At 70.4% G+C, this 22,904-nt stretch carries 16 protein-coding genes and 1 riboswitch; of the genes, 5 read left to right on the top strand and 11 right to left on the bottom strand.

Annotated features, from left to right (window positions below):
- Window positions 1-86: 86 nt before the first annotated feature.
- The gene (locus O7634_RS06900) at window positions 87-1,904 is read right to left on the bottom strand and encodes a glycerol-3-phosphate dehydrogenase/oxidase (protein ID WP_278153894.1); all 1,818 of its coding nucleotides are present in this window, start codon (window positions 1,902-1,904) and stop codon (window positions 87-89) included.
- A 216-nt stretch (window positions 1,905-2,120) separates the two neighbouring features.
- Here O7634_RS06900 and O7634_RS06905 point away from each other — a divergent pair, with 216 nt between their 5' ends.
- The 3 genes from O7634_RS06905 to O7634_RS06915 all read left to right on the top strand — a co-directional run bounded on the left by O7634_RS06905 (window position 2,121) and on the right by O7634_RS06915 (window position 6,020).
- On the top strand, window positions 2,121-4,709 hold the full coding sequence (locus O7634_RS06905; protein WP_278149306.1) for a S8 family serine peptidase: 2,589 nt from the start codon (window positions 2,121-2,123) through the stop codon (window positions 4,707-4,709).
- Between the two features lie 40 nt (window positions 4,710-4,749).
- Window positions 4,750-5,685, top strand: a complete 936-nt coding sequence (locus O7634_RS06910) for a GNAT family N-acetyltransferase (RefSeq protein ID WP_278149307.1) — start codon at window positions 4,750-4,752, stop codon at window positions 5,683-5,685.
- A gap of 86 nt (window positions 5,686-5,771) precedes the next feature.
- Window positions 5,772-6,020 carry a hypothetical protein gene (locus O7634_RS06915; RefSeq protein ID WP_278149308.1) on the top strand — a complete coding sequence of 83 codons (249 nt, stop codon included), beginning with the start codon at window positions 5,772-5,774 and terminating at the stop codon, window positions 6,018-6,020.
- Between the two features lie 58 nt (window positions 6,021-6,078).
- Here the strand turns inward: O7634_RS06915 and groL are convergent, their stop codons facing one another.
- From groL to O7634_RS06930, 3 genes are all read right to left on the bottom strand, one after another.
- Window positions 6,079-7,701 (bottom strand): chaperonin GroEL, encoded by a 1,623-nt coding sequence (groL, locus tag O7634_RS06920; RefSeq protein WP_278149309.1) that lies wholly within the window; start codon window positions 7,699-7,701, stop codon window positions 6,079-6,081.
- Window positions 7,702-7,973: 272 nt separating this feature from the next.
- Entirely contained in the window at window positions 7,974-9,122 is a 1,149-nt protein-coding gene (locus O7634_RS06925) for a hypothetical protein (protein WP_278149310.1), read from the bottom strand.
- Window positions 9,123-9,215: 93 nt separating this feature from the next.
- Window positions 9,216-9,419: a cold-shock protein gene (locus O7634_RS06930; protein ID WP_203151109.1), complete on the bottom strand. Its 204-nt coding sequence runs from the start codon at window positions 9,417-9,419 to the stop codon at window positions 9,216-9,218.
- 306 nt (window positions 9,420-9,725) lie between these two features.
- Between O7634_RS06930 and O7634_RS06935 the strand changes: the two genes are divergently transcribed.
- A complete protein-coding gene (locus O7634_RS06935) occupies window positions 9,726-10,256 on the top strand; it encodes a GNAT family N-acetyltransferase (protein WP_278149311.1) in 531 nt (176 codons plus the stop codon).
- Window positions 10,257-10,271: 15 nt separating this feature from the next.
- On the opposite strand, the gene paaN is transcribed toward O7634_RS06935, so the two are convergent.
- From paaN to O7634_RS06955, 4 genes are all read right to left on the bottom strand, one after another.
- Entirely contained in the window at window positions 10,272-11,945 is a 1,674-nt protein-coding gene (gene paaN, locus O7634_RS06940) for a phenylacetic acid degradation protein PaaN (RefSeq protein ID WP_278149312.1), read from the bottom strand.
- A gap of 50 nt (window positions 11,946-11,995) precedes the next feature.
- On the bottom strand, window positions 11,996-13,015 hold the full coding sequence (locus O7634_RS06945) for a GNAT family N-acetyltransferase (protein ID WP_278149313.1): 1,020 nt from the start codon (window positions 13,013-13,015) through the stop codon (window positions 11,996-11,998).
- A gap of 324 nt (window positions 13,016-13,339) precedes the next feature.
- Window positions 13,340-14,623 (bottom strand): threonine synthase, encoded by a 1,284-nt coding sequence (thrC, locus tag O7634_RS06950; protein ID WP_278149314.1) that lies wholly within the window; start codon window positions 14,621-14,623, stop codon window positions 13,340-13,342.
- Between the two features lie 10 nt (window positions 14,624-14,633).
- Window positions 14,634-14,769: riboswitch (SAM riboswitch) on the bottom strand.
- A 68-nt stretch (window positions 14,770-14,837) separates the two neighbouring features.
- Window positions 14,838-15,818 carry a DMT family transporter gene (locus O7634_RS06955; RefSeq protein ID WP_278149315.1) on the bottom strand — a complete coding sequence of 327 codons (981 nt, stop codon included), beginning with the start codon at window positions 15,816-15,818 and terminating at the stop codon, window positions 14,838-14,840.
- A gap of 91 nt (window positions 15,819-15,909) precedes the next feature.
- Between O7634_RS06955 and O7634_RS06960 the strand changes: the two genes are divergently transcribed.
- Entirely contained in the window at window positions 15,910-16,212 is a 303-nt protein-coding gene (locus O7634_RS06960; protein ID WP_278149316.1) for a metalloregulator ArsR/SmtB family transcription factor, read from the top strand.
- A gap of 392 nt (window positions 16,213-16,604) precedes the next feature.
- On the opposite strand, the gene O7634_RS06965 is transcribed toward O7634_RS06960, so the two are convergent.
- Genes O7634_RS06965 through O7634_RS06975 form a run of 3 tightly spaced genes read right to left on the bottom strand, consistent with a single transcriptional unit; the run spans window position 16,605 to window position 22,775 of the window.
- Complete coding sequence (locus tag O7634_RS06965; RefSeq protein ID WP_278149317.1) at window positions 16,605-20,021, bottom strand: DEAD/DEAH box helicase family protein; 3,417 nt, start codon at window positions 20,019-20,021, stop codon at window positions 16,605-16,607.
- A 46-nt stretch (window positions 20,022-20,067) separates the two neighbouring features.
- Window positions 20,068-21,240: a restriction endonuclease subunit S gene (locus O7634_RS06970; protein ID WP_278149318.1), complete on the bottom strand. Its 1,173-nt coding sequence runs from the start codon at window positions 21,238-21,240 to the stop codon at window positions 20,068-20,070.
- Window positions 21,237-22,775 carry a class I SAM-dependent DNA methyltransferase gene (locus tag O7634_RS06975; RefSeq protein ID WP_278149319.1) on the bottom strand — a complete coding sequence of 513 codons (1,539 nt, stop codon included), beginning with the start codon at window positions 22,773-22,775 and terminating at the stop codon, window positions 21,237-21,239. The genes O7634_RS06970 and O7634_RS06975 overlap by 4 nt, the downstream gene beginning before the upstream one ends.
- Between the last annotated feature and the right edge of the window lie 129 nt (window positions 22,776-22,904).

Below are 22,904 nucleotides of genomic sequence, written 5' to 3' on the forward strand. Positions count from 1 at the left end.
GCGGAAACCTACCTCAGCGTAGGTAGCGTCCGAAACCACCATCCGGGCTGGTATCGATAGTTACCCATTGGTAACGTCGCAATTCGTTACCGAGCGGACGGGCGCAGCTCCGCCTGATCGTCGTCCCCACCCCGGTCGGCGGCGTAACCCCGCACGTCCGGGGCGCCGATCCGGGCCGCGTCGGCGGCGACGTCGTCCGGCATGAGCTGGGACTGCCGCTCCGCCTCCACCCGGGCGCGGTAGTGCTCGACCTCGCGCCCCCTGGTGGTCGCGTTCCACCCGAGCACCGCGCCCATCAGCTCGGCGGTGTGCTCCGCCGACTCCAACCCCCGGTGGCTGGTCTCGAACGAGATCCGGGTCCGCCGGGTCAGCACGTCCTCCAGGTGCAGCGCACCCTCGGCCTGCGCCGCGTAGGTGACCTCCGCCGCCAGGTACTCCGGAGCGCCGGCCAACGGAGACGCCAGCAGTGGATCGGCGTCGACCAGGCCCAGCAGATCGAGCGTGAGGCTGCCGTACCGCTCCAGCAGGTGCTCCACGACACCGACCGGCACACCGTGCCGACGGGCCAGGTCGGCCCGGTCCCGCCACATCGACGCGTACCCGTCGGCGCCGAGCAGCGGCAGGTCGGCGGTCCGCGACGAGCGGCCGCCACCGAGTCGGCGGACGGCCCGGTCCACCACGTCGGAGGCCATCACCCGGTACGTCGTGTACTTGCCACCGGCGACCAGCAGCAGCCCGAGCATCGGCTCGAAGACCGCGTGCTCGCGGGAGAGCTTCGAGGTCGAGTCCGCCTCGCCGGCCAGCAGCGGCCGCAACCCGGCGTACACACCCTCGATGTCGGCGGTGGTCAACGGCCGGTCCAACACCGTGTTGACCTGCTCCAACAGGTACTCGATGTCGTGCGCCGAGGCCGCCGGGTGGGAGCGGTCCAACTGCCAGTCGGTGTCGGTGGTGCCGATGATCCAGTGCCCGCCCCAGGGGATGACGAAGAGCACCGACGTCGGCGTACGCAGGATCAGCCCCGCCTCACCGGTGATCGCCGAGCGGGGCACCACCAGGTGCACCCCCTTCGAGGCGCGCACCCGTACGCCGGGCCGCAGGCCCACGTCGTTGAGCATCCGGGACATGTCGTCGCTCCACACCCCGGTGGCCGCGATGACCGTACGCGCCCGCACCTCGAACTCGGCGTCCGGCGAACCCGCCGGCGCCTCCAGGTCCCGCACCCGTACGCCGGTCACCTCGCGGGCCTGCCGGACCAGCCCGACGGCGCGGGCGCTGCTCACCACCGTGGCGCCGAGGCTGGCCGCCGTCCGGGCCAGGGTCACCACCAGCCGGGCGTCGTCGACCTGCCCGTCGTAGTAGCGGATCGCCCCGGCCAGCGTGTCGGGGCGCAGGCTGGGGAAGACCCGCCGTGCGCCCTCCCGGGTCAGGTGCCGGTGCAGCGGCATTCCCCGACCGCCGCCGAAGACCCCGGCGAAGACGTCGTACGCGGCCACTCCGGCGCCGTAGTAGGAGCGGCGGAACACCCGGGCCGGCAGGTCCCGCAGGCCCCGCCCGGCCGGCAGGGGCACCAGGATCGGCACCGGGCGGACCAGGTGCGGCGCGAGCCGGGTGGCCAGCAGGCCGCGTTCGGTGAGCGCCTCGTGGACCAGGTGGAACTCCAGCTGCTCCAGGTAGCGCAGCCCGCCGTGAATGAGCTTGCTGGACCGGCTGGAGGTGCCCGAGGCGAGGTCCCGCGCCTCGACCAGGGCGACCTTCAGGCCCCGGGACGCCGCGTCCACGGCGGCGCCGGCACCGGTCACGCCACCACCGATGACCAGCACGTCGAAGCGCTCGCCGCGCAGTCGACGCAGGTCGGCGACGCGGCGGACCGGCGAGAGCTGACCGGCGAGGGAACGGGAGATGTTGGGGTCGCGCACAGGTCCACCGTAACCGCCGGCCGACCATGTCGACATTCGCCGCAGCCCTCCCACCGCGCTCGCGTCCACGTCGACCGGCGCAGATCTTGGACAGTTTCCGTCAGCGGCTGACGGAAACTGTCCAAGATCCGCTCGGCTCTTCGGTGTTCCACCGCGCGACGGTCGGTCCGAAACCGTTCGGCGTGGTCGTAAGGTTCTCGGATGCACGGTCACCCTGCGCACCCCGGAGTCGGCGACCGCGGTTCCCCCTGGGCGGTGGTCGCGGCCGTGCTGGTGGGCTGCTGGACGGTGGCGGTCACCGTGGCCGCCCAGACCGGTGGCTGGCTCACCGATCAGGTGCTGTTGAGCTTCGGACGGGACCGGGTCGGCTGGCTCTGGCCGGTGCTCGGCCTGGCCACCGTCGTCCTGCTGGGCACGCCTGCCCTGCTGCTGGCCGCCCTGCCCCGCTCGGCAGCGGTCCGGGCCACCGGACGGGTCTGGCTGGCCGCCGCGCTCACCCTCGGGCTGCTGACACTGCCGCGGGTCGTGCCGCCGGTGCACCACGAGGCGTACCTCGCCGCGCTCGCCGTTGCCGCGCTCCTCGCCGCGCTCCTCGTGCGCCGCTCGACCCGCCGGTGGTCGTACCCCGAAGCGGCCGGCACCGTCGGCGGCCCGGCACCCGCCGCGGGCGGCGACGCCGCGCCCACCCCGGTCGTCGGCCCGGCACCCAGCGACGCGGCCGGCGAGACCGCGCGGACCGGGGCGGGTGTCGCGCCGGCCGAGCTGACGCGGCAGTCGGCGCCACTGCTCGCGGTCGCCGCCGGGCTGGCCCTGCTGCTGCCGTGGGCCTGGCTGGGCGCGCTCGGCGGGCTCCTGGAGACGGTTCTCGCGCTGGTGGCCGCCGCCGCGCTCGGGGCGCTGGCCGCGACGCTGCTGGACGCCACTGTGTGGTCCCGGTTCGCTGTCGGTCGGCCGCCCCGACCGGCTCGGCTGGTGCTGGTCGGCGGCCTGGTCTCCGGGGTGGCGTTGCTGCTGCTCGCCGCCGGGACCGGCCAGTCCGGCGCGCAACTGCCGGCGCTGCTGACCCTCCCGCCGACCGGTTTCGCGCTGGCCGCCCTGTGGGCCGCGACCTGGCGCGCGACCGTCGAGCCGGCCGCGCCCCCGCTATCCACCACCGACCCGGCCGCGACCCCACCCACGGCCGGGGCCGCCCGTGTCGGACGCGCGGCGACCGGGTGGCTCGTGGGCCTGGCCGCGCTCGGCCCGCTGGCCTTCACCGACCCGGAGGAGATCAGCCTGCTGCTGGTCGGCACCCGGGACGTGCCGTTCTGGGTGGCGACCGCCGCCGCCGCCGGGCTCGTCGTGGCCGTCCTGGTGGCCGTCGCGTACGCGGTGCTGCTCGCCCGGCCGGCGGCCCGTACCCCGAGTCGTCGGGTGGCCGCGGCGACCACGCTGGTGCTGCTGGTGGCGTTCGGCGTGGTGGACCTCGGCCCCGGTCAGCCGGGCCTGCACGGCGAACGGCTGTTCGTGGTGCTGCGCACGCAGGCCGACCTGACCGATCTGCCGGCCGGCACGCCGGGGCGGGCGGGGCGGGACGCCCGCGCGGCGGAGGTCTACCGACGGCTGGTGACCACCGCCGAGCGGAGCCAGTCCGGACTGCTCCGGGACCTGCGCCGGCTGCGCCTGGCCCCGGTGCCGTACTACCTGGTGAACGCGATCGAGGTGGACGGCGGCCCGGCGGTGCGGGCCTGGCTCGCACGCCGGCCGGAGGTGGCCCGGGTGCTCGTCAGCCAGCGGCTGCGCCCACTGCCGGCCCCGGCCGGGCAGAGTCGGGGCACCGCGCCCCGACCGACCGGCCCGGAGTGGAACATCAGGCAGATCGGTGCCGACCGGGTGTGGTCGCAGCTCGGGGTGACCGGGGCGGGCGTCGTGGTGGGCAGCTCCGACTCCGGCGTGGACGGCGCCCATCCGGCGCTGCGCGCCGGGTTCCGCGGTGGCGACGACTCCTGGTTGGACCCGTGGGACGGCACCCGGAGCCCGACCGACAAGGGCGGGCACGGCACCCACACGGTCGGCAGCGCGGTCGGGCGGGACGGCATCGGGGTGGCCCCGGACGCGCAGTGGGTGGGCTGCGTCAACCTGGACCGCAACCTCGGCAGCCCCGGGCACTACCTGGACTGCCTCCAGTTCATGCTGGCGCCCTTCCCGAGCGGGGGCGACCCGTTCACCGACGGCCGACCGGAGCGCGCGCCGCAGGTGCTGACCAACTCCTGGGGCTGCCCGGCCATCGAGGGGTGCGACCCGGGCGTGCTGCGGCCGGCCACCGCAGCACTGGACGCCGCCGGGATCTTCGTGGTGGTGGCGGCCGGCAACACAGGTCCGTGGTGCGCGTCCATCGACGATCCACCCGCGCCGTACGCGGATGTGCTGACGGTGGGCGCCGTGGACGCGCAGCGCCGGGTCGCCGAGTTCTCCTCCCGGGGGCCGGTGCCGGGCGGTGCCGCCAAGCCGGACGTGCTGGCGCCGGGGGTGGGCGTGGTGTCGGCGATGCCGGGCGGCACGTACGCCGCGCTGGACGGCACCTCGATGGCGACCCCGCAGGTGGCCGGGGTGGTCGCGCTGATGTGGTCGGCGAACCCGGCGCTGGTCGGTGACCTCGCCCGGACCCGGCAGATCCTGCGGGACACCGCCACCCCGGCGACGCCCACCTACCGTTCCGGCAACCCGTCCGACGCCTGCGGCACGCCGTCGAACGTCACCGGAGCGGGCCAGGTCGACGCGTACGCCGCCGTTCGCGCCGCCCGGGGGTGACGGGTCGGCGCCGGTTCGCGGTGATCTACTGTCGGCGACCATGGACGCCGAGATCACCGTCAGCGAGCTGACCGCCGACGAGTCCCCCACCGTCTCGCGCCTCTGCGAGCAGGCCCTCGACCTGCCGGAGGACGCCGTCGAGGCGACGTCGATCGTGGACGTGCTCTGGTCCCGGGCCGCCGCCGACCGGGTGGTGGTCGGGCTCGGCGCGTACCGGGACGGGGCCCTGGTCGGGGCCCTGCTCTGCTCGCTGTCGGCGACCGAGCCGGGGACCGGGCACGTGGACCTGATCGCCGTCGCCCCGGACCAGCGCCGACGAGGAGTCGGCCGGGCGCTGCTGCGGCGTGCCGAGCGGGTGCTCGCCGAGCGCGGGGCGACCGAGGTGCTGCTGGCCGGCAACCCGCCCTACTACGCGTGGCCCGGCATCGACGTCCGCTACACCCCGGCGGTCTGCGCCGCGCTCGCGCTCGGCTACCGGCAGGACCGGACGGCGTGGAACATGACCGCCGACCTGTCGTACGACACGTCGCCCGCGCTGCGGTCCACCGAGGCTGCCGAGCGGCGGCTGGCCGACCAGGGCGTCACCGTACGTCGGGCGGAGCCGGCGGACCTGCCCGCGCTGGCCGCGTTCGCCCGGTCCACGTTCGGGGGCGCCTGGGACGGCGAGTTGGCCGGGTCGGTGGGTCGCGCCGACGCCGGTTGCCACCTTGCCGAGCGGGATGGCGAGGTGCTCGGCTTCGCCGCGTACGGGTCGTCCCGGCCGAGCTGGTTCGGGCCGATGGGGACCGCGCCGGCCGCCGAGGGATCGGGCATCGGTGGCGTCCTGCTACGGCGCTGCCTGCGCGACCAGCGGGCGGCGGGGTTGGACCAGGCCCAGATCGGCTGGGTCGGGCCGGTGCCGTTCTACTCCGGCAGCGCGGGCGCCCGGATCGAGCGGGTCTTCTTCCTGTACCGGCGGTCACTGAACGCCGAATAGGGAGCGAACGGGATGAAAGCCTAGATAGCGCCATTCGCCCGCGCCGATCGCTGCCGCCCCCTACCGTTTCGGTAGAGGAGGCAGCCATGACCACGGATGACAACCAGACCGAGGACGGCCCGCCGATCACCTGGACACCGGTCGGTGAGCTCCCCGGCCAACTGCCGTTCGACCGACTCGACTACGGCGACGCCGAGCAACTGGCCGAGATGACCACGGACCGGCAGCCGCCGGTCGCCGAGGAGCCGCAGGAGATGGTCGACGCCCCGATCCAGCTGCTTCCGCCGTACGGTCGGGCACACAAACGGCGCAACCAACGCCCCCTGCCCACCTGACGACGAACGGGGCGGACCGCGTCAGCGGCCCGCCCCGTTCGGTGTGTCGGAACTGGACTCAGAAGTCCATGTCCCCGCCACCCGGGCCAGCCGGGGCAGCCGGGGCCTTCTCCGGCTTGTCCGCGACAACGGCCTCGGTGGTGAGGAACAGCGCCGCGATGGAGGCGGCGTTCTGCAGCGCGGAGCGCGTCACCTTGGCCGGGTCGATGATGCCCGCGGCCAGCAGGTCGACGTACTCGCCGTTGGCGGCGTTGAGGCCGTGACCCGCTTCGAGGTTACGGACCTTCTCCACCACGACGCCGCCCTCGAGGCCGGCGTTGACGGCGATCTGCCGCAGCGGGGCGTCCAGCGCGACCTTGACGATGTTCGCACCGGTGGCCTCGTCGCCGACCAGGTCGAGCTTGTCGAAGGCGGTCTTGCCGGCCTGCACCAGCGCGACGCCACCACCCGGGACGATGCCCTCCTCGACGGCGGCCTTCGCGTTGCGAACGGCGTCCTCGATGCGGTGCTTGCGCTCCTTCAGCTCGACCTCGGTGGCCGCGCCGACCTTGATGACCGCGACGCCGCCGGCCAGCTTGGCCAGCCGCTCCTGCAGCTTCTCGCGGTCGTAGTCGGAGTCGCTCTTGTCGATCTCGGCCCGGATCTGGTTGACCCGGCCCTGGATCTGCTCGGCGTCACCGGCACCGTCGACGATGGTGGTCTCGTCCTTGGTCACCACGACCTTGCGGGCGCGGCCCAGCATGTCGAGGCTGGCGGCGTCGAGCTTGAGGCCGACCTCCTCGCTGATGACCTGACCACCGGTGAGGATGGCGATGTCGGTCAGCATGGCCTTGCGGCGGTCACCGAAGCCCGGGGCCTTGACGGCGACCGACTTGAAGGTGCCCCGGACCTTGTTGACCACCAGGGTGGCGAGCGCCTCGCCCTCCAGGTCCTCGGCGATGATCAGCAGCGGCTTGCCCGACTGCATGACCTTCTCCAGGATCGGGAGCAGGTCCTTCACCGAGGAGATCTTGCTGTTCGCGATCAGGATGTACGGGTCGTCGAAGACGGCCTCCATACGCTCCGGGTCGGTCATGAAGTAGGCCGAGATGTAGCCCTTGTCGAAGCGCATGCCCTCGGTGAGCTCCAGCTCCAGCCCGAAGGTGTTGCTCTCCTCGACGGTGATGACGCCTTCCTTGCCGACCTTGTCCATCGCCTCGGCGATGATCTCGCCGACGGTGCTGTCACCAGCGGAGATGGAGGCGGTGGAGGCGATCTGCTCCTTGGTCTCGACGTCCTTGGCGAGCTTGGACAGCTCCTCCGAGACGCTCTCGACAGCGGTCTCGATGCCCCGCTTCAGGGCCATCGGGTTGGCGCCGGCGGCCACGTTGCGCAGGCCCTCGCGAACCAGGGCCTGGGCCAGGACGGTCGCCGTCGTCGTGCCGTCACCGGCGACGTCGTCGGTCTTCTTGGCGACCTCCTTGACCAGCTCAGCGCCGATCTTCTCGTACGGGTCCTCGAGCTCGATCTCCTTGGCGATGCTCACACCATCGTTGGTGATGGTGGGGGCACCCCACTTCTTCTCGAGCACGACGTTGCGGCCCTTGGGGCCGAGGGTCACCTTCACGGCGTCGGCGAGCTGGTTCATGCCCCGCTCGAGGCCGCGGCGCGCCTCTTCGTCGAACGCGATCATCTTGGCCATACGGCGTTGTCCTCCTGGACACTCACGGGCCACCCGAGATGTGTCCCCCGGATGGGCCGCCTGGTGTACGCACCTTGGGACGTCGCCACCTGGCGACGACGACGTCCTTCGGCCGGGCCGGATAGCCCGCGACGACCGGCCATGTGCCGCCCCGGCGTCTCCGCGCCGGCGCAACCTGGCCCCACCGTCCCGACCATTGGCACTCGCGGTGTGCGAGTGCCAATACCTTGTTTAGCACTCTCCCCTGCCGAGTGCAAGCACGATGGGGCCGCTCAGCCGAGTTCCGCCGCCAGTCCGGCGCTGTTCACCGGCCCCTCATGGGCGCGCTGCTCGACGTACGTCAGCAGCAGGCCGATCAACTGGGCGAGGTGGGCCGGAAGGGCCAGGACCGCGGTGATCCCGATCACCACCACCGCCCCGACGGCGCTGCCCGGCGACGCGAGCGGGTCGGTGCCGAACGCGGAGGTGCCGACCCCCTCCAGCGCACCCGGGATCAGGGTGCCGACGAGCACCGCCGCGGCCACCAGGGCCACCCGGCCGAGTAGCAGACCGAGCCGGTCGTGGAACATCCGGAACGAGCGGCCGATCGGGTTGTGGCGTTCGAAGAGGTAGACCGGGCCGGCCATGCTCAGCGCGAACAGCAGGTAGATGCCCGGCAGCACGCAGAAACAGAGACCGACCCCGATGAGCACGCTGATCAGCAGCGTCCAGCCCCACAGCCCGAGCGCGCGGCGCAGGCCGTACCGCAGCGCCGCCTCCAGGCCGGCCGGCTGGCCGGCCGCCTGCCGGGTGATCACCCAACTGCCGGCGGCCCACCCGACCGACTGCGCCAGGCCCACCAGCAGGCTGCCCCCGACGAGCACGACCAGGAGGCTGACCAGCTCGGCGAAGAAGTTGTCCGGCAGCGCCGTGCTCGTCTCGGCCTCGGCGGCCCAGGTGGCGGAGGGGTCCACCCCGAGACTGACCACCGACAGCACCGCCGCCGGCAGCACCTGCGTGAGCAGCGCGATGGGCACCAACTGCCGCCAGCCCCGACGCAGTGCCCCGCCGCACCTGGCGAACCAGCCGCCGACGCCGGCGCCGGGCGGAGTGACCAGGGCGTCGTTCGGATCGAGCCCGTGGCCGGGCGGGTACCACCCGACCGGCGGCCCCGGATACCACTGCTGCCCGCCGTACGGACCGACGCCGGGCGGATAGCCCCCGGTGGGCGGAAACGTCCAGCCCTGTTGCGGTGGCGCGGCCGGCCCGCCCGGACCCCAGCCGGGCGGCGGGCCGACAGGCCCGGTCTGACCCGGCGACGGCTCGGGCGTGGGCGGGACGCCGGGCGCCGTTTCGGCACCGCCGGCGGGCGGGATCGGGTCGGGTCGGCCCGGCTCCCCCGGCCCGGAGGATGCGGTGGGCGGGGGCGGCTGGTCGGTCATGAACGCTCCTCAGCATCGGCTGGAACGGTTCACGATCCTCCCGGCTGCGCGGTCCTGCCGCAGCCCCGCCCCGGGGCCGATCGACCGGGAGGCTCAGCCGATGACGCGGACGTGCTCCGCCTGGGGACCCTTCTGGCCCTGGGCGACCTCGAACTCCACCCGCTGACCGTCCTCCAGCGACTTGTAGCCGTCCATCTCGATCGCGGAGAAGTGGACGAACACGTCCTGACCGCCGTCGACGGCGATGAAGCCGTAGCCCTTCTCGGCGTTGAACCACTTCACGGTGCCCTGTGCCACGGTGCTTCCCTCACTTCGCACTGTGTTGCCTGATCCGGCGCACGGCGCGGCCGGACGCCCCCGACAACCGCCTCAGCGATCGATGACCGCCATTGAAGCGGGTGACGGAAATCGCACGCTACACGAGGAGAGACAGCGGCGCACGGTCACAAATCAGGCATATTTCTTGGCCAACCATTCGGGTTTTCGATCTACCAGACCCCGCGTGTGCCACCTGGTGCAGGAGGCGACACGGTTCCGGCCACCGGACGACGGCCGGGCACATCTCGGCGGACCCCGACCGGCCGCTGTGGTAGGCATGCGGACATGACCACCGACACCGGCTCGACCGCCCTGCGACACGCGCGGATCCGCCGGGTCCGGCCGGAGGACGCCGCCCGGATGCGGGCACTGCGCCTGGAGATGCTCGCGGACGCGCCGCTCGCGTTCCTGGAGACCCTGGCGGACGCGGCGGCCCGACCGCACAACGAGTACGCCGCCCGCGTCGCGTACACCTCGGCCGGTCCCGGCAACGCGCAGTTCGTCGCCGACCCGGGCGGCCGGCTGGTCGGGCACGCCGGTGGCACGACCGCCCCCGACGAGCCCGGCCTGACCGTGATCTACGCCGTGTACGTCACGCCGAGCTGGCGGGGCAGCGGACTGCTCGGCGAGCTGATCGACGGGGTGGCCGCCTGGTCGCGGGAGTGCGGCCGACCGGAGCTGCTGCTGGAGGTGGTGGTCGGCAACGACCGCGCCTACCGGGCCTACCAGCGGCTGGGCTTCACCGACACCGGGGTACGCGTCCCCCACCCGACGATCCCCGCCCTGACCGAACTACAGATGCGCCGCCCCGCCTGAACCCGCAACCAACAATCAGACATGCCGCCGCGACTGCACGGTCCGGAACCGGTTCGCCACGTACGCGCCGTCGGTCAACGCCGAGTTGGCCGCCGCGTTGGCGCCGCTGCCGTGGAAGTCGGAGAACGCCGCCGACTGGTTCACGAAGACCCCGCCGGTGAGGTTGCAGGACAGGTGCACCCCGACCTCGACGGCTACCGCCTCGGTGGCGTCCAGCACCGACTCGTCGGTCGAGTAGACCCCGGCGGTGAGCGCGCCCTTCTCGCCGACGGTGCGGCGCAGCAGCTCCAGGCTGTGCGCCGTGGAGTCGGTGGCGATGACGAACGAGATCGGCCCGAACCACTCCCGGCCGTACGTCTCGGCGTCGTCAGCGGTCAGCTTCACGATGGTCGGGGTACGCACCACCGCGTCGGCGTACGACGGGTGGACCACGGCCCGTGACTCCAGCACCGGCTCGCCGACCTTCGTCACCTCGGCCAGCCGCTCCAGCACCCCGTCGTTGACGATGGCGCCGGTCAGCTCCACCCCCCGGGCCGGGTCGGCGGTGAGCTTGCCGACGGCGGCGGCGATCCCGCCGGCCACCTCGTCGAAGCTCTTGTGCCCCTGGTCGGTCTCGATGCCGCCGGCCGGGATGAGGATGTTCTGCGAGGTGGTGCACATCTGACCGCTGTAGAGGGTCAGCGTGAAGCCGAGGTTGCGGCACATGCCGGCGAAGTCGTCGGTGGAGTCGATGACGACGGTGTTCAGGCCGGCCTTCTCGGTGTAGACCGCCGCCTGCCGGGCGTGCGTCTCCAGCCAGTCGCCGTACTCGGTCGAGCCGGTGAAGTCGACGATCCTCACCGACCGGTGCAGGGCGAGGTCACTGGCGAGCTTCTCGCCGGGCGCCTCGGCCGCCAGCAGGACCAGGTTCGGGTCGAAGCCGGCCTCGGCGAGCACCTCCCGGGCGTACCGCACGGTGATGGCCAGCGGCAGCACCGCGCGCGGATGCGGCTTCACGATCACCGGGTTGCCGGTGACCAGCGAGGCGAACAGACCGGGGTACGAGTTCCAGGTCGGGAAGGTGTTGCAGCCGATCACCAGCGCCACACCGCGCGGCACCACGTGGAACGACTTGGTCATCCGCAGCGGCTCACCCTTGCCGGCGGCCTTCTCCCAGCCCGCGGTGCCCGGGTGCCGGGTCATCTCGGCGTACGCGTACGCCAGCGCCTCCAGCGCCCGGTCCAACGCGTGCGCGCCACCGGCCTGGAACGCCATCACGAACGCCTGCCCGCTGGTGAACTGCACCGCGTTGGCCAGCTCGAAGACGTGCTTGTGCAGCCGGTCGAGGATCTCCAGGCAGACCCCCACCCGGGCCTGCGGCCCGGCGTCGCGCCAGGCCGGCAGCGCGGCAGAGGCGGCGCTGATCAGCTCTCCGGTGCCGGTGTGCGGGTAACGCACCGCCAGGTCCACCCCGAACGGGCTCGTCTCGGTGGCCACCCGGTCGCCCGAGCCGGGCTGGTCGAGCGGGAAGTCACCACCGAGGTACGCCTCGAAGGCGGCCCTGCCGTCGGCGGCGGCGCTCTCGCCGTACACCCGAGGGCTGGGGGATTCGGGGTAGGCGGACCAGTAGCCCCGCTCCGTGATCGCGGTCAGCGCGCGGTTGAGGGTGTCGGCGTGCCTGTCGTACAGGGGATGCGGGGTCTCCGTCATGCCCGCCATCATGCCTGAGGACCGGCAGTGAGCAGTAGCGCCGATACCCGTCAGAGGGTGAGCTGCCAGTCGGTCCAGGCGTCCACCGGGCGGAAGCCGAGCTGCTCGTTGATCGCCACCATGTACGTGTTGCTGGCCGCGTTGAAGGTGTCGATGACGCGTACCGCCGGTTCGTGGGTGAGCAGGTGGTGCAGGTTCTCCGCCTTGGCGATCAGGCCGAGCCGGTGCCCGCGGTGGGCCGGGTCGACGATGGTGATCTGCTGGAAGGCGTGCCAGTCGGCGGACGCGCCCACGTCCAGCAGGGTCCAGGCGACCAGTCGACCGGACGCCTCGTGCCGCATCCCGAGGTGGTAGCGCCGCCGACCCCGGGCGTCCAGGGCGCGCTCGTTGCCGCGGATGCGGTCGGCGTCCACCTGCTCCGGTTCCCACTGCACGTCACCCATCGGCGCGTCCACCAGCAGCCGGCCGTCCAGGTAGGCGACGTCCGCGACGTACTCCTGCGGTGTTGCCCCCTGCCAGCAGACCGCCTGGTAACCCTCGGCTCGCGGGCGGGCCTCGGCCAGCGCCGCCCGCAGGGCGACCCGATCGATCTGGCCGACGTCCAGGCGGCGACGCACCTCGGCCAACGCGGGCTGGGCGCCGGTGGAGGCGGCGAACGCGTCACCGGCCGCCGACCGGGCCGGCCCGCCGGGCAGGGCGGAGACCGTCATCGCGACAACCCGTTTGCGTCCGTGCTCGCGCAGCAGCCGCAGCCCGTACTCGTGCAACGCCCGGCCGACGCCCCGGCGCCGCAGCTCCGGACGCACCGTCAGCTCGGCGGTGGCGTTGTCGGTGTTGTCGAGCTGCGGCAGGTCCACCTGTTGGTAGGCGGCGGGCACACCGTCCAGTCGGGCCAGCGCCCAGAGCGACGCGGTGCCGGGCATCGGCGTCTGGAACAACGCGTCGAAACGCCGCCGGCAGAAGGGCGGGAAGTCCGGCAGATCGACGTCGTTGGCCGCCGCCCCGATCCGGTACGCCTCGTCGACGGAGGCGCGGTCGGTGCCGTCGAACGCCGCGATGGTGATGCTCATTCGGTGAGAGTGCACCGGCGAAAAGCGATCGGGCCAGCGATTTAAATCGCTGGCCCGATCGGACGTGGTCGGGAGGGACACTCGCACAACGCCTCCGGCGTTGGGTCGCAAGAACTTCAAAAGTCTTCGGCGAAGTGCCCTCCCGCACGGAGCATCTTGCGCCGTCCGGTTCCTGCCGTCAAGTCCGCAGGGGCGGGTTTTCCGCACTCAACGCGAAAACCCAGTTACCCGGCGGATCCGCCTGCTCCCCCGATCGGCTGGTCAGCCGTCCCCCACCCGGCTGACGCACCCTCGGCCCGCTTCGATTTTCTTTATGTCGCCCGGTCAGCCGAGCAGGCCCGCGTCGCGCGCGGCGCGCAGCGAGGGCTTGATCTGGTGGGTCGGCCCGACCTGACCGGCCACCGCGTCGATGGTCTTCAGGCCCTCGCCGGTGTTGAACACGACGGTCTCCGCCGACGGGTCGAGCCGGCCGGACCCGACGAGCTTGCGCAGCACCGCCACCGTCACACCGCCGGCGGTCTCCGCGAAGACGCCGGTGGTGCGGGCCAGGTCGCGGATGCCGGCGCGGATCTCGTCGTCGTCGACGTACTCCATCCAGCCGCCGGTGCGGCGGACCGCTTCCAGCGCGTAGAGACCGGCCGCCGGGTCGCCGATGTTGAGTGACTTGGCGATGCCGGTCGGCCGGACCGGGGTGATCGTGTCGGTGTCGGCGTGCAGCGCGGCGGCGATCGGGTTGCAGCCCGCCGACTGCGCGCCGAAGACCTTCCAGCCGCCGGCCGGCGCCTCGACCAGGCCGATCTCCACCAGCTCGGAGAACGCCTTGTCAATCTTGGTGAGCAGCTCGCCGCTGGCCATCGGGATGACCACCTGCGCCGGGATGCGCCAACCGAGCTGCTCGGCCACCTCGTAGCCGAGGGTCTTGGAGCCCTCCGCGTAGTACGGCCGGACGTTCACGTTGACGAAGGCGGTGTCCTCGAACTCGTCGGTCTCCACCAGCTCACCGCAGAGCCGGTTGACGTCGTCGTACGAGCCGTCGATCGCGACCAGGTCACCGCCGTAGACGGCGGTGGTGATGACCTTGCCCTGCTCCAGGTCGCCGGGGATGAAGACCACCGAGGGCGCCCCGGCGCGGGCGGCGTGGGCGGCCACCGAGTTGGCCAGGTTGCCGGTCGACGCGCAGGCGAAGCGGGTGAAGCCGAGCGCCCTGGCGGCGGTGAGCGCCACCGAGACGACCCGGTCCTTGAACGAGTGGGTGGGGTTGGCGCTGTCGTCCTTGACCCACAGCGGCCCGGTGATGCCCAGCTCGGCGGCGAGTTGCGGAGCCGCCACCAGTGGGGTCAACCCCGGGTCGAGGGTGACCCGGCCGGCCGGGTCCTGACCGGCGGGGAGCAGACCGGCGTACCGCCAGATCGTGTTCGGCCCGGCCTCGATCTGCTCCCGGGTGACGGTGGCCAGCGCGGCGACATCGTAGTCGACCTCCAGCGGGCCGAAACACTCGTAGCAGGCGTGCTGGGCGACGAGCGGGTAGCGGGCCGAACAGGCACGGCAGACCAGGGCGCGGGCGGGGCTGGTGGAGGTGTCGATGCCGGTGACGAGCGTCGACGTCATGTCGAGAGTCCTCTCATCTTTCCCCACATCGCACGGTGCGGCGGGGACGGAATTGGCACCTGCCCCGCCGGTCGCTCAGCGGTGAGCGCGCGGGGTGGTTGCCGGGGCGTCGTCGGGCCGTATCCCTCAGCCCCTCTGGATGAGGTATGCAGTTGTGCCGCCGAGTCTAGGACAACGCTGTCGGCCCTTGCTACCGCTCATCCCACACAGTGGGTCAGCGGGCGCTCACCGCCACCGGGTCGGTCACCGCCACCGGGTCCGTGACGGCGGTCGGCCGGGGCAGCGCGGGGGTCCGGGGCAGCGCCTCGGTCCGGGGTCGGGCGGCGAGGTTCGCGGCGACCAGGGCGGCGATCGTGATGGCGGCCCCGACCAGCTCCACCGGCTCCGGGCGGTAGCCGCGAACGATCTGCACGACGAAGGTGGTCACCGGCACCAGGTTCATGAACAGCGCGGCGTTGGCGGCGCCGAGTCGCTGCACGCCGGTGTTCCAGGCCAGGACCGCGACCACCGCGCCGACCAGCACCGCGTACGCCAACTGCGGGGTGACCGCCACGACGTCGCCGACGCCCGGCGCGTGCTGCCAGCCGACGGCGTCGGCCACGATGCTCGCGGCGAGCATGGCGGCGGTGCCGGCGAGCGCGGTCAGCGTGGTGAAGCGCAGCGGCGACCATTCGCCGAACCGGCTGGCGCCGTGGGTGTAGATCGCCCAGCCCAGCACCGCGCCGATCATCATCAGGCCGCCGACACCGAACTGACCGAGGCCGGCCAGGCTTCCGCGCGTGATCACCAGACCGACACCGACGAGCGCCGCCAGGGAGAGGGCCAACAGAAGAGGCTTCGGGCGTACGCCGTCCCGGGCCCAGCGGACGAGCTGGGTGATCACCGGCGTGGTGGCCACGAAGAGGGCGATCTGCTGCGGGGCGGCGTGTTCGAGAGCGAGGCCGGTCAGCAGGTTGAAGCCGGCGAAGCCGACCACCCCGAGCACCACCACCTCCACCGCCCGAGCGCCGAGGCGCAGCGCGCCGGAGCCCTCGCGGAGCAGCAGGATGCCGACCAGGATGACGGCGGCCAGCAGGTAGCGGGCGGTGGTCAGGTTGAGCGGGTCGACCCGGTTCAGGGCGCTGGCGAGGACCGGAAACATGACGCCCCAGCCGAGCGCGGCGAGCAGTGGGTACGCGGCGGCGCGGGATCGCATCGGCATCTCCAATGTTCGAGTATCGTCGAACCAACGACACCGACCCTAGGAGCTTGTTCGAGAATTGTCGAACAACGGTTACACTGCTCACATGGAGCCGCACGAACCCGACCTGACCTCCGTACCGGTGACCGCCGTGCTGGCCGCGCTCGCGGACGACGTGCGGCTACAGATCGTCCGGGCGCTGGCCGAGGGGGGCGAGGCACCCTGCGGCAGCCTCGACTTCGGCGTCTCCAAGGCGACCCGCAGCCACCACCTCCGGGTGCTGCGCGAGGCCGGCCTCACCCGCACCCGGGCCGCCGGCACGAGCCGCCTGGTCCGCCTCCGCCGCGACGAGGTCGACAAGCTCTATCCGGGCCTGCTGAATGCGGTGCTAGCTCCGCGCGCGGAGTAACCCCTCCCCCGCGCAGAGCAACCCCTCGCCCCGCGCAGAGCACCCCCTCACCCCGCGCAGAGCACCCCCTCGCCCCGCGCAGAGCAACCCCTCGCCCCGCGCAGAGCAACCCCTCGCCCCGCGCAGAGCACCCCCTCGCCCCGCGCAGAGCACCCCCTCGCCCCGCGCAGAGCAACCCCTCGCCCCGCGCAGAGCAACCCCTCGCCCCGCGCAGAGCAACCCCTCGCCCCGCGCAGAGCAACCCCTCGCCCCGCGCAGAGCAACCCCTCGCCCCGCGCAGAGCAACCCCTCGCCCCGCGCGATCTTGCACTTACTGTCCCCCCATAAGGGGCATTCCCGGCTTTTCGGCAACAGAAGCTGCAAGATCGACGCGGCTCAGGGGCTTCGGCCCCCTACGCCACCTCGCTGACCGGCTTGGCGTTGTTCTTGATCGAGCGCAGGATCGAGACCATGCGGTCGGCGTCGTCGTTGGAGAACAGCGCCTCCGGCCCGCGCGGGGCGACACCGTTGAACGGCGACTCGTAGAGGCGCCCCGGCTCCATCACACCGTTCATCGTCAGGTCGTTGACGATCAGGTTGATGAAGTCGAGCTGGGCGGCGTTGAGGGCCCGGTCGACGAGGAACTCGCTGAACGCCTCCCGGGCCGCCTCGCGGTCCAGGCCGACCAGTGAGCGGATGAACAGGCCCAGGCCCTCGGAGGACCGCCGGGCCTGGTCGATGTCCTGCTTGTCGCCGACGCCGCTCTCGCCGAGCATCCGTTCCAGCTCGGCGAGGTCGGTGCCGGAGAGCTGCCGGTTGCGGCGCAGCTTCTGCACGGCCACGTGATCCTCGTGGATGCGCAGGTAGACACGCATCTTCGCGCGGAAGCGCTCCAGGTCGGTGCCGACCGTCACCCCGCTGAACGGCAGCTCGATTTCCTGGTCAATCTCGTCGGCGAAGTTGGTGAAGACGAGGGTGCGACGCACCTTCGGCACCAGCCGGACCAGGTCACGCATCCGACGTCGGGCCAACTCCAGCATGGGCAGCGTGACGTCCTGCCACCACTCGTCGCCGGCCACCTCCTCAAGCAGGTGGGCCCGCTGCTGGATCATCGGGATGGTGGTCTGCTCCAGCAGCGCCGAGGCGATCTCCTGGACCTCGGTGCGGTGCCGGTTGAACCGACTGTCGGGCACCAGCAGGCCGAGCTGCATCCGCAGGATCAACAGGTCGAAGCGCTTGGCCTCCTCGCCGTCGTCGCGGACTTCGCTGGGCAGACCGGCGAGGCCGGCGACGAGCTGCGCGGACGACTCGGGCGACAGCCGGTGCCAGTTGGCGAGGTCGACGTAGTACTCGACGAGGCGGCGGTGCGGTCGCACCACCACGTTGTCCAGGCGCATGCCCCGCACCCGGCCGTGCAGGTCCCGGGCGATGTCCCAGCGCAGGCCGGCCTCACTCTGCGTACCGTCGGCGGCGTCGCTGTCGGCGGCGTCGCCGGGTCGGCGCTGGTCGAGTTGGCTGACCAGCTCGACCTTGGCCTTGAAGATCCGTTCGGTGAGGGACGGGCTGAGCGAGCCCTCGGTGGTGGTCGGGTCCTGACTGAAGTACTCGAAGTTGCCGCAGAAGTCGAAGACGAAGAAGTCCTTCTTGTGGATGCCGGGGGCGTACAGGTCGGGCCGCAGGCGGGTGCCCCGACCGAGCATCTGCGCGAATTTGGTCTTGGACCGCACGATCTTGAAGAACACCAGGTTGACGACGTCGGGGACGTCGATGCCGGTGTCGAGCATGTCGACGGAGATGGCGATGTGCGGCTGCCGGTCGGGCAGCGAGAAGCTGTCGATCAGGCCCTGCGCGCGCTCCACCCGGTGGGTGATGATCCGGGCGAAGTCGCCCCGGTAGTGCGGGTAGTTGTCGTCGAAGCGCTTCGCGATGAACTTCGCGTGCTCGTTGTTCTTGGCGAAGATGATCGTCTTGCCGATCCGGTCACCGCCGGCCACCCGGTGACCCCGGGTCATCAGGTATTCGAGGACCTTGTCCACGGTGTCCGCGTTGAAGAACCACTTGTTGACCGCCTCGGCGCTCACCTCGTCGGGCACGTCGACGTCATCGCCCCACTCCAGGGCGTCCCAGTCGTCCTTCTGCTGCTCGGTCAGCTCGTCGTAGCGCAGGCCGGAGCGCTGGATACGCAGGTCGACAGCGACCACCCGGGGCGGCACCAGGTAGCCCTCGTCGACGGCCTCCTCCAGGGTGTACGCGTCGGTCGGGACCCCGTCGACCAGGTCGAAGAGGCCGTAGGTGTTGCGGTCGACCTCGTCCTTCGGGGTCGCGGTCAGCCCGACGAGCAGCGCGTCGAAGTAGGAGAAGATCGTCCGGTACTTCTGGTAGACCGACCGGTGCGCCTCGTCGATGACGATCAGGTCGAAGTAGCCCGGCCCGAAGCGGCGCAACTCGCCGTCGGTCTGGTTGATCAGGCCCAGCATGGTCGGGTACGTCGACACGTACACCCGGCCCTCGGCGACCCTGTCCTCGGTGAGGTTGACGGTGGTCACGTCGGGCAGGTGCGCGCCGAACGCGTTGGCGGCCTGCTTGACCAGCGCCACCCGGTCGGCGAGGAAGAGCACGCGCTTGACCCAGTTGGCCCGCATCAGCAGCTCGACCAGGGCGATGACGGTGCGGGTCTTGCCCGCGCCGGTGGCCATCACGACCAGCGCCTTGCGCTGCCAGTCCACCTCGAACGCCTCGGAGATCAACCGGATGGCCCGCTGCTGGTAGTGCCGTTCGACGATCCCGGTGTCGATGGTCAGCTCGGCGAGCCGCCGCCGGGTGCTGCGTCGCTGCACGAGCAGTTGCAGCTCGTCACGGGTGTAGAAGCCCTGCACCGGACGGGGCGGATAGCAGACGTCATCCCAGAGCCAGGTCTCGTAGCCGTTGGTGTAGAAGATGACCGGCCGCTGCCCGTACGCCGCTTCGAGCGCGTCGGCGTAGTTCTTGGCCTGCTGCTGGCCGGTCAGCGGGTCACGGCGGGTGCGCTTCGCCTCGACCAGGGCGAGAGGCTTGTCGTCCTCGCCCCACAGCACGTAGTCGACCCGCCCGGCACCCGAGCCGTGCGGCAGGCCGCTGACCGGGAACTCCCGGTCCCGCGCCTGGTCCAGCCGCCAACCCGCCTCGGCGAGCAGCACGTCGATGTAGCGGTCGCGGGTCTCCTGCTCGTCGTAGTCGTGCTCGTCCGGCCGGGCCGCGTTCGCGGCCTTGGCCGCCGCGATCTGCGCCCGCAGGGCGGCGACCTGCGCGTCCAGGTCGGCGTTGTCGGCCTCGGCCGCGGCCAGCGCGGCGTCCCGGGCGGCCAGCCGCTCGTCGAGCGCGCGCACCTCCGCGCGGCTCTGCTGCCGTACACCGGTCGCGGTGGGGACCAACGCCGGGTCAAAGGCAAGGGCATCCGGGGGTACGTTGACAGCGTCCCGGGTGTACCGACGAGCGAGCCAATACATCAGGTGGAACAACTCCCGGACGACCTCGGTGCTGACCGCGTCGGAAACCGTGCCCGCCTCGTGGACCGCCTTGTTGCTCTTAACGCGAATGATCCGCATCTTTGCGAACAAGGTGTCTCCGACTAGAGACTTCATCGACGGGTTTGTGGTGAGCCCGACGAGGCGCTTGTCGCTGGGCTCGCGCAAGTCGGGGTCGGCGCGGTAGAGCCACTTCACCGTGTGTTCCAGGCACCGGCGAGCATAGAAACAGGCGGTACGCGGATTGACCACCGCGTTCAGCTCCGCCTGTTCGGCCTCGGCGAAGAGGTCCGGCCACTCGGCGCGCAGGAACACGAAGTTACTCATCGACGAAGATCCCCCTGACACGTGGACAGCCCTCGATCATCACACATCACAGCTCCCCGCGAAAGGCTTTATCCTGAAGGGATGCAAACAGCACTTCCAGCCCGGCCAGGTGCGCTCGGTGCATGACTTCAAGCCGATTGGAGGCACCGACTTGGATCGCAAATTTTCGCAAAAGGTTGGGTGGCGGGACAAGGACCCGGGTAGCCGCGATCTGCTTGATGTTCAAAGTCGGTTGGCTCACTGTCCGCAACTCGCGCACAAAGTAATCCTGCGCGGCCTTTGTTCGCAGATAAGCCATCAGATACTGGCGAGTGTCGTCGTCGTCGACAGGCACTCGCGCAACAGCGCGAGCAATGTTGGATCCTACATCCTCCGGACCAACCATAGACACTGAACCGACCGATCCTACGCAGCTAACAAGCAACTCGTTACCACGGATACGAGATCTAGAGTATTGACTCTCGATCAACGGACTGATGCGTTTCAAGTTAGACCGATCAACTCCATTAACGGTCAAGTCGCCGACACGGATCATTGGCACACCAGCCTCGTCATGAGTTCCCGGCTGAACAACTCCGTAATTGATCCGGTCTCCCACGGATACCAGCTCAGCCAATTCGCATTCAGGAAATTGATAAGGGTTTACAGACGGGTCGCCGAACGCAGCCACGAAAGCAGACCGTTCAAGCTCGCCGAGCACAGCCAGAGTCTGCCGCCTCTTGACACCAAGCCCATCTGCACGATCCAGCACCTCAGCGATTCGCCGCTGAGCCCTTATCGGCGGGACTGGAATCGGCAAATTCCTCAGGCTAGCCTTGTTCAAGACCTCACCCATCGCAGCACGGTTCGCACCACCAGAAAGATCCGCTGCCCGTAGAGCCCAATAAAGATAGGAAGGCAACAATTGCTTCGGCGTCCGGACCGGCAGCGCGGCAATCGCTTCGTTCGTAAACATTGAGGTCGTTAGGATTCCGACCTTTCCGATACTCAACTTGAAGCTGAGCACAACCGTTCCTGAAGGAACAATCTTTCCGGCCGCTGCCGCCGCCGCTCGCGAAATCCCCTCTTTCGTAGTTGCCAAATAGCGCCCCTGCCGCATATCTGCAATAGAAAGCCACGGGATATCACCATCCCAATAATCAGCGCGACCACGGGAAGGTGTTCTACCGACATTTATCTCACACAGCTCACCCAAAGGCAGAGAGGGCCAAGCGCTCATCCGAGCAGCGCCTTCAGGTCGGCCATGCCCTGCTGGATCTCGGATTCGAGGCGTTCGAGGTCCACGAGGATTTCCAATGGGGCCCGGTGCTCGATCTCGTTGTGCACGATCTCCTTGTAGCGATTGAGGCTGAGGTCGTAGTCCTGGGCGACGACGTCGTCCTTCGGCACGCAGAAGCTCTGCTCGGTTCGAGTGCGCTTCAGCTCGTCATCATTACGCTGCGACCAGCGGGCCAGAACGTCCGGCAGGTTGTTCTTAGCGTGGTCGGCCTCGCCGAAATCCGCCGACGGACGTACACCAAGCTTGTCTTCCGGCAGCAGCGGACTTCGCTTGTCATCAAGGCTCCAGCCGTCGGCGGTCATCTCGTAGAACCAAACGTTGTCGGTCCCACCGCTGCTGGTCTTGTTAAAAAAAAGGATGGCGGCAGACACGCCCGTGTAGGGCTTGAAGACGCCGCCGGGGAGCTTGACCACCGCATCGAGCTTGTGGTCGTCCACCAACATGCGGCGGATCTCTTTGTGCGCCTTGCTCGACCCGAAGAGCACCCCGTCGGGCACGATTACCGCTGCCTGGCCACCCGGCTTGAGTAGCCGTAGGAACAGGATCAGGAAGAGCAGTTCGGTCTTCTTGGTCTTGACGACCTGGGTCAGGTCCTTCGCCGTGCTGTCGTAGTCGATGCTGCCGGCGAAGGGTGGGTTGGCGAGGATGACGGAGTACTTCTCGGCCTCGTCGGCGACGCTCTGCGCGAGCGAGTCACGGTATTCAATGACCGGGCTCTCCACGCCGTGCAGCAGCATGTTCATGCTGCCGACGCGCAGCATGGTGCTGTCGAAGTCGAAGCCGTGGAACATCTCGTGGTGGAAGTGCTCGTTCCGCTTCGGCTCGTGGAACAGGTAATCGTGTTCTCTGCGGACGTACTCGCTGGCCTCCATGAGGAAGCCGGCGCTACCGCAGGCCGGGTCACAGATGGTGTCGTCCGGGCCGGGAGCGACCATCTCGACCATGAGCCGGATGATGTGCCGGGGCGTCCGGAACTGTCCGTTGTGGCCAGCCGTCGCGATCTTGCTGAGCAGGTACTCGTACAGGTCACCCTTGGTGTCGCGGTCGTCCATCGGCACGCTGTCGAGCATGTCGACCACCCGGGACAGCAGCGCCGCGTTCGGGATGGTGAAGCGGGCGTCCTTCATGTGGGTCGAGTAGGTGGAGCCGTCGCCACCGAGCGTCCGCAGGAACGGAAAGACGTGCTCACCCACCGTCTGGAACATCTCAGGCGCGCTGGTGTTCTTGAAGCGCGACCAGCGCAGCTCCTCGTATGGCTTGCCGTTGTTGTCCGCGCCGGACGGAAAAATAGGCCGCTCGATCGGCGTGCCGGTGCGGGCCGACTTGTTGAGCGCGAGGGTGTGCAGGTCGTCCAGTCGGCGGATGAACAGCAGGTAGGTGATCTGCTCGATCACCTCAAGCGGGTTGGAGATGCCGCCCGACCAGAAGCTGTCCCAAATCCGGTCGACCTTGCTTTTCAGTTCCCCAGTGATCACGAAGCGTTGTCCCACCATCTCGATACGTCTCGGCTGAGCCCGTAAGGCTACGACGCACCCGCTGATCCCCGGAACCCACCGCTCGGCGTCTTCGGCGTGGTGTCACCATGCCGACTGTGGCGATTTTTC

This window comes from Micromonospora sp. WMMD1120 (genome assembly GCF_029626235.1).
Classification (GTDB): Bacteria; Actinomycetota; Actinomycetes; order Mycobacteriales; family Micromonosporaceae; genus Micromonospora.

What these genes read in the sequence shown, in the direction of transcription:
- O7634_RS06905 (WP_278149306.1), top strand. Translation starts at nt 2,121, where the DNA reads ATGCACGGTCACCCTGCGCACCCCGGAGTCGGCGACCGCGGTTCCCCC.
- O7634_RS06910 (WP_278149307.1), top strand. Translation starts at nt 4,750, where the DNA reads ATGGACGCCGAGATCACCGTCAGCGAGCTGACCGCCGACGAGTCCCCC.
- O7634_RS06915 (WP_278149308.1), top strand. Translation starts at nt 5,772, where the DNA reads ATGACCACGGATGACAACCAGACCGAGGACGGCCCGCCGATCACCTGG.
- groL (WP_278149309.1), bottom strand. Translation starts at nt 7,701, where the DNA reads ATGGCCAAGATGATCGCGTTCGACGAAGAGGCGCGCCGCGGCCTCGAG.
- O7634_RS06925 (WP_278149310.1), bottom strand. Translation starts at nt 9,122, where the DNA reads ATGACCGACCAGCCGCCCCCGCCCACCGCATCCTCCGGGCCGGGGGAG.
- O7634_RS06935 (WP_278149311.1), top strand. Translation starts at nt 9,726, where the DNA reads ATGACCACCGACACCGGCTCGACCGCCCTGCGACACGCGCGGATCCGC.
- paaN (WP_278149312.1), bottom strand. Translation starts at nt 11,945, where the DNA reads ATGACGGAGACCCCGCATCCCCTGTACGACAGGCACGCCGACACCCTC.
- O7634_RS06945 (WP_278149313.1), bottom strand. Translation starts at nt 13,015, where the DNA reads ATGAGCATCACCATCGCGGCGTTCGACGGCACCGACCGCGCCTCCGTC.
- thrC (WP_278149314.1), bottom strand. Translation starts at nt 14,623, where the DNA reads ATGACGTCGACGCTCGTCACCGGCATCGACACCTCCACCAGCCCCGCC.
- O7634_RS06955 (WP_278149315.1), bottom strand. Translation starts at nt 15,818, where the DNA reads ATGCGATCCCGCGCCGCCGCGTACCCACTGCTCGCCGCGCTCGGCTGG.
- O7634_RS06960 (WP_278149316.1), top strand. Translation starts at nt 15,910, where the DNA reads ATGGAGCCGCACGAACCCGACCTGACCTCCGTACCGGTGACCGCCGTG.
- O7634_RS06965 (WP_278149317.1), bottom strand. Translation starts at nt 20,021, where the DNA reads ATGAGTAACTTCGTGTTCCTGCGCGCCGAGTGGCCGGACCTCTTCGCC.
- O7634_RS06970 (WP_278149318.1), bottom strand. Translation starts at nt 21,240, where the DNA reads ATGAGCGCTTGGCCCTCTCTGCCTTTGGGTGAGCTGTGTGAGATAAAT.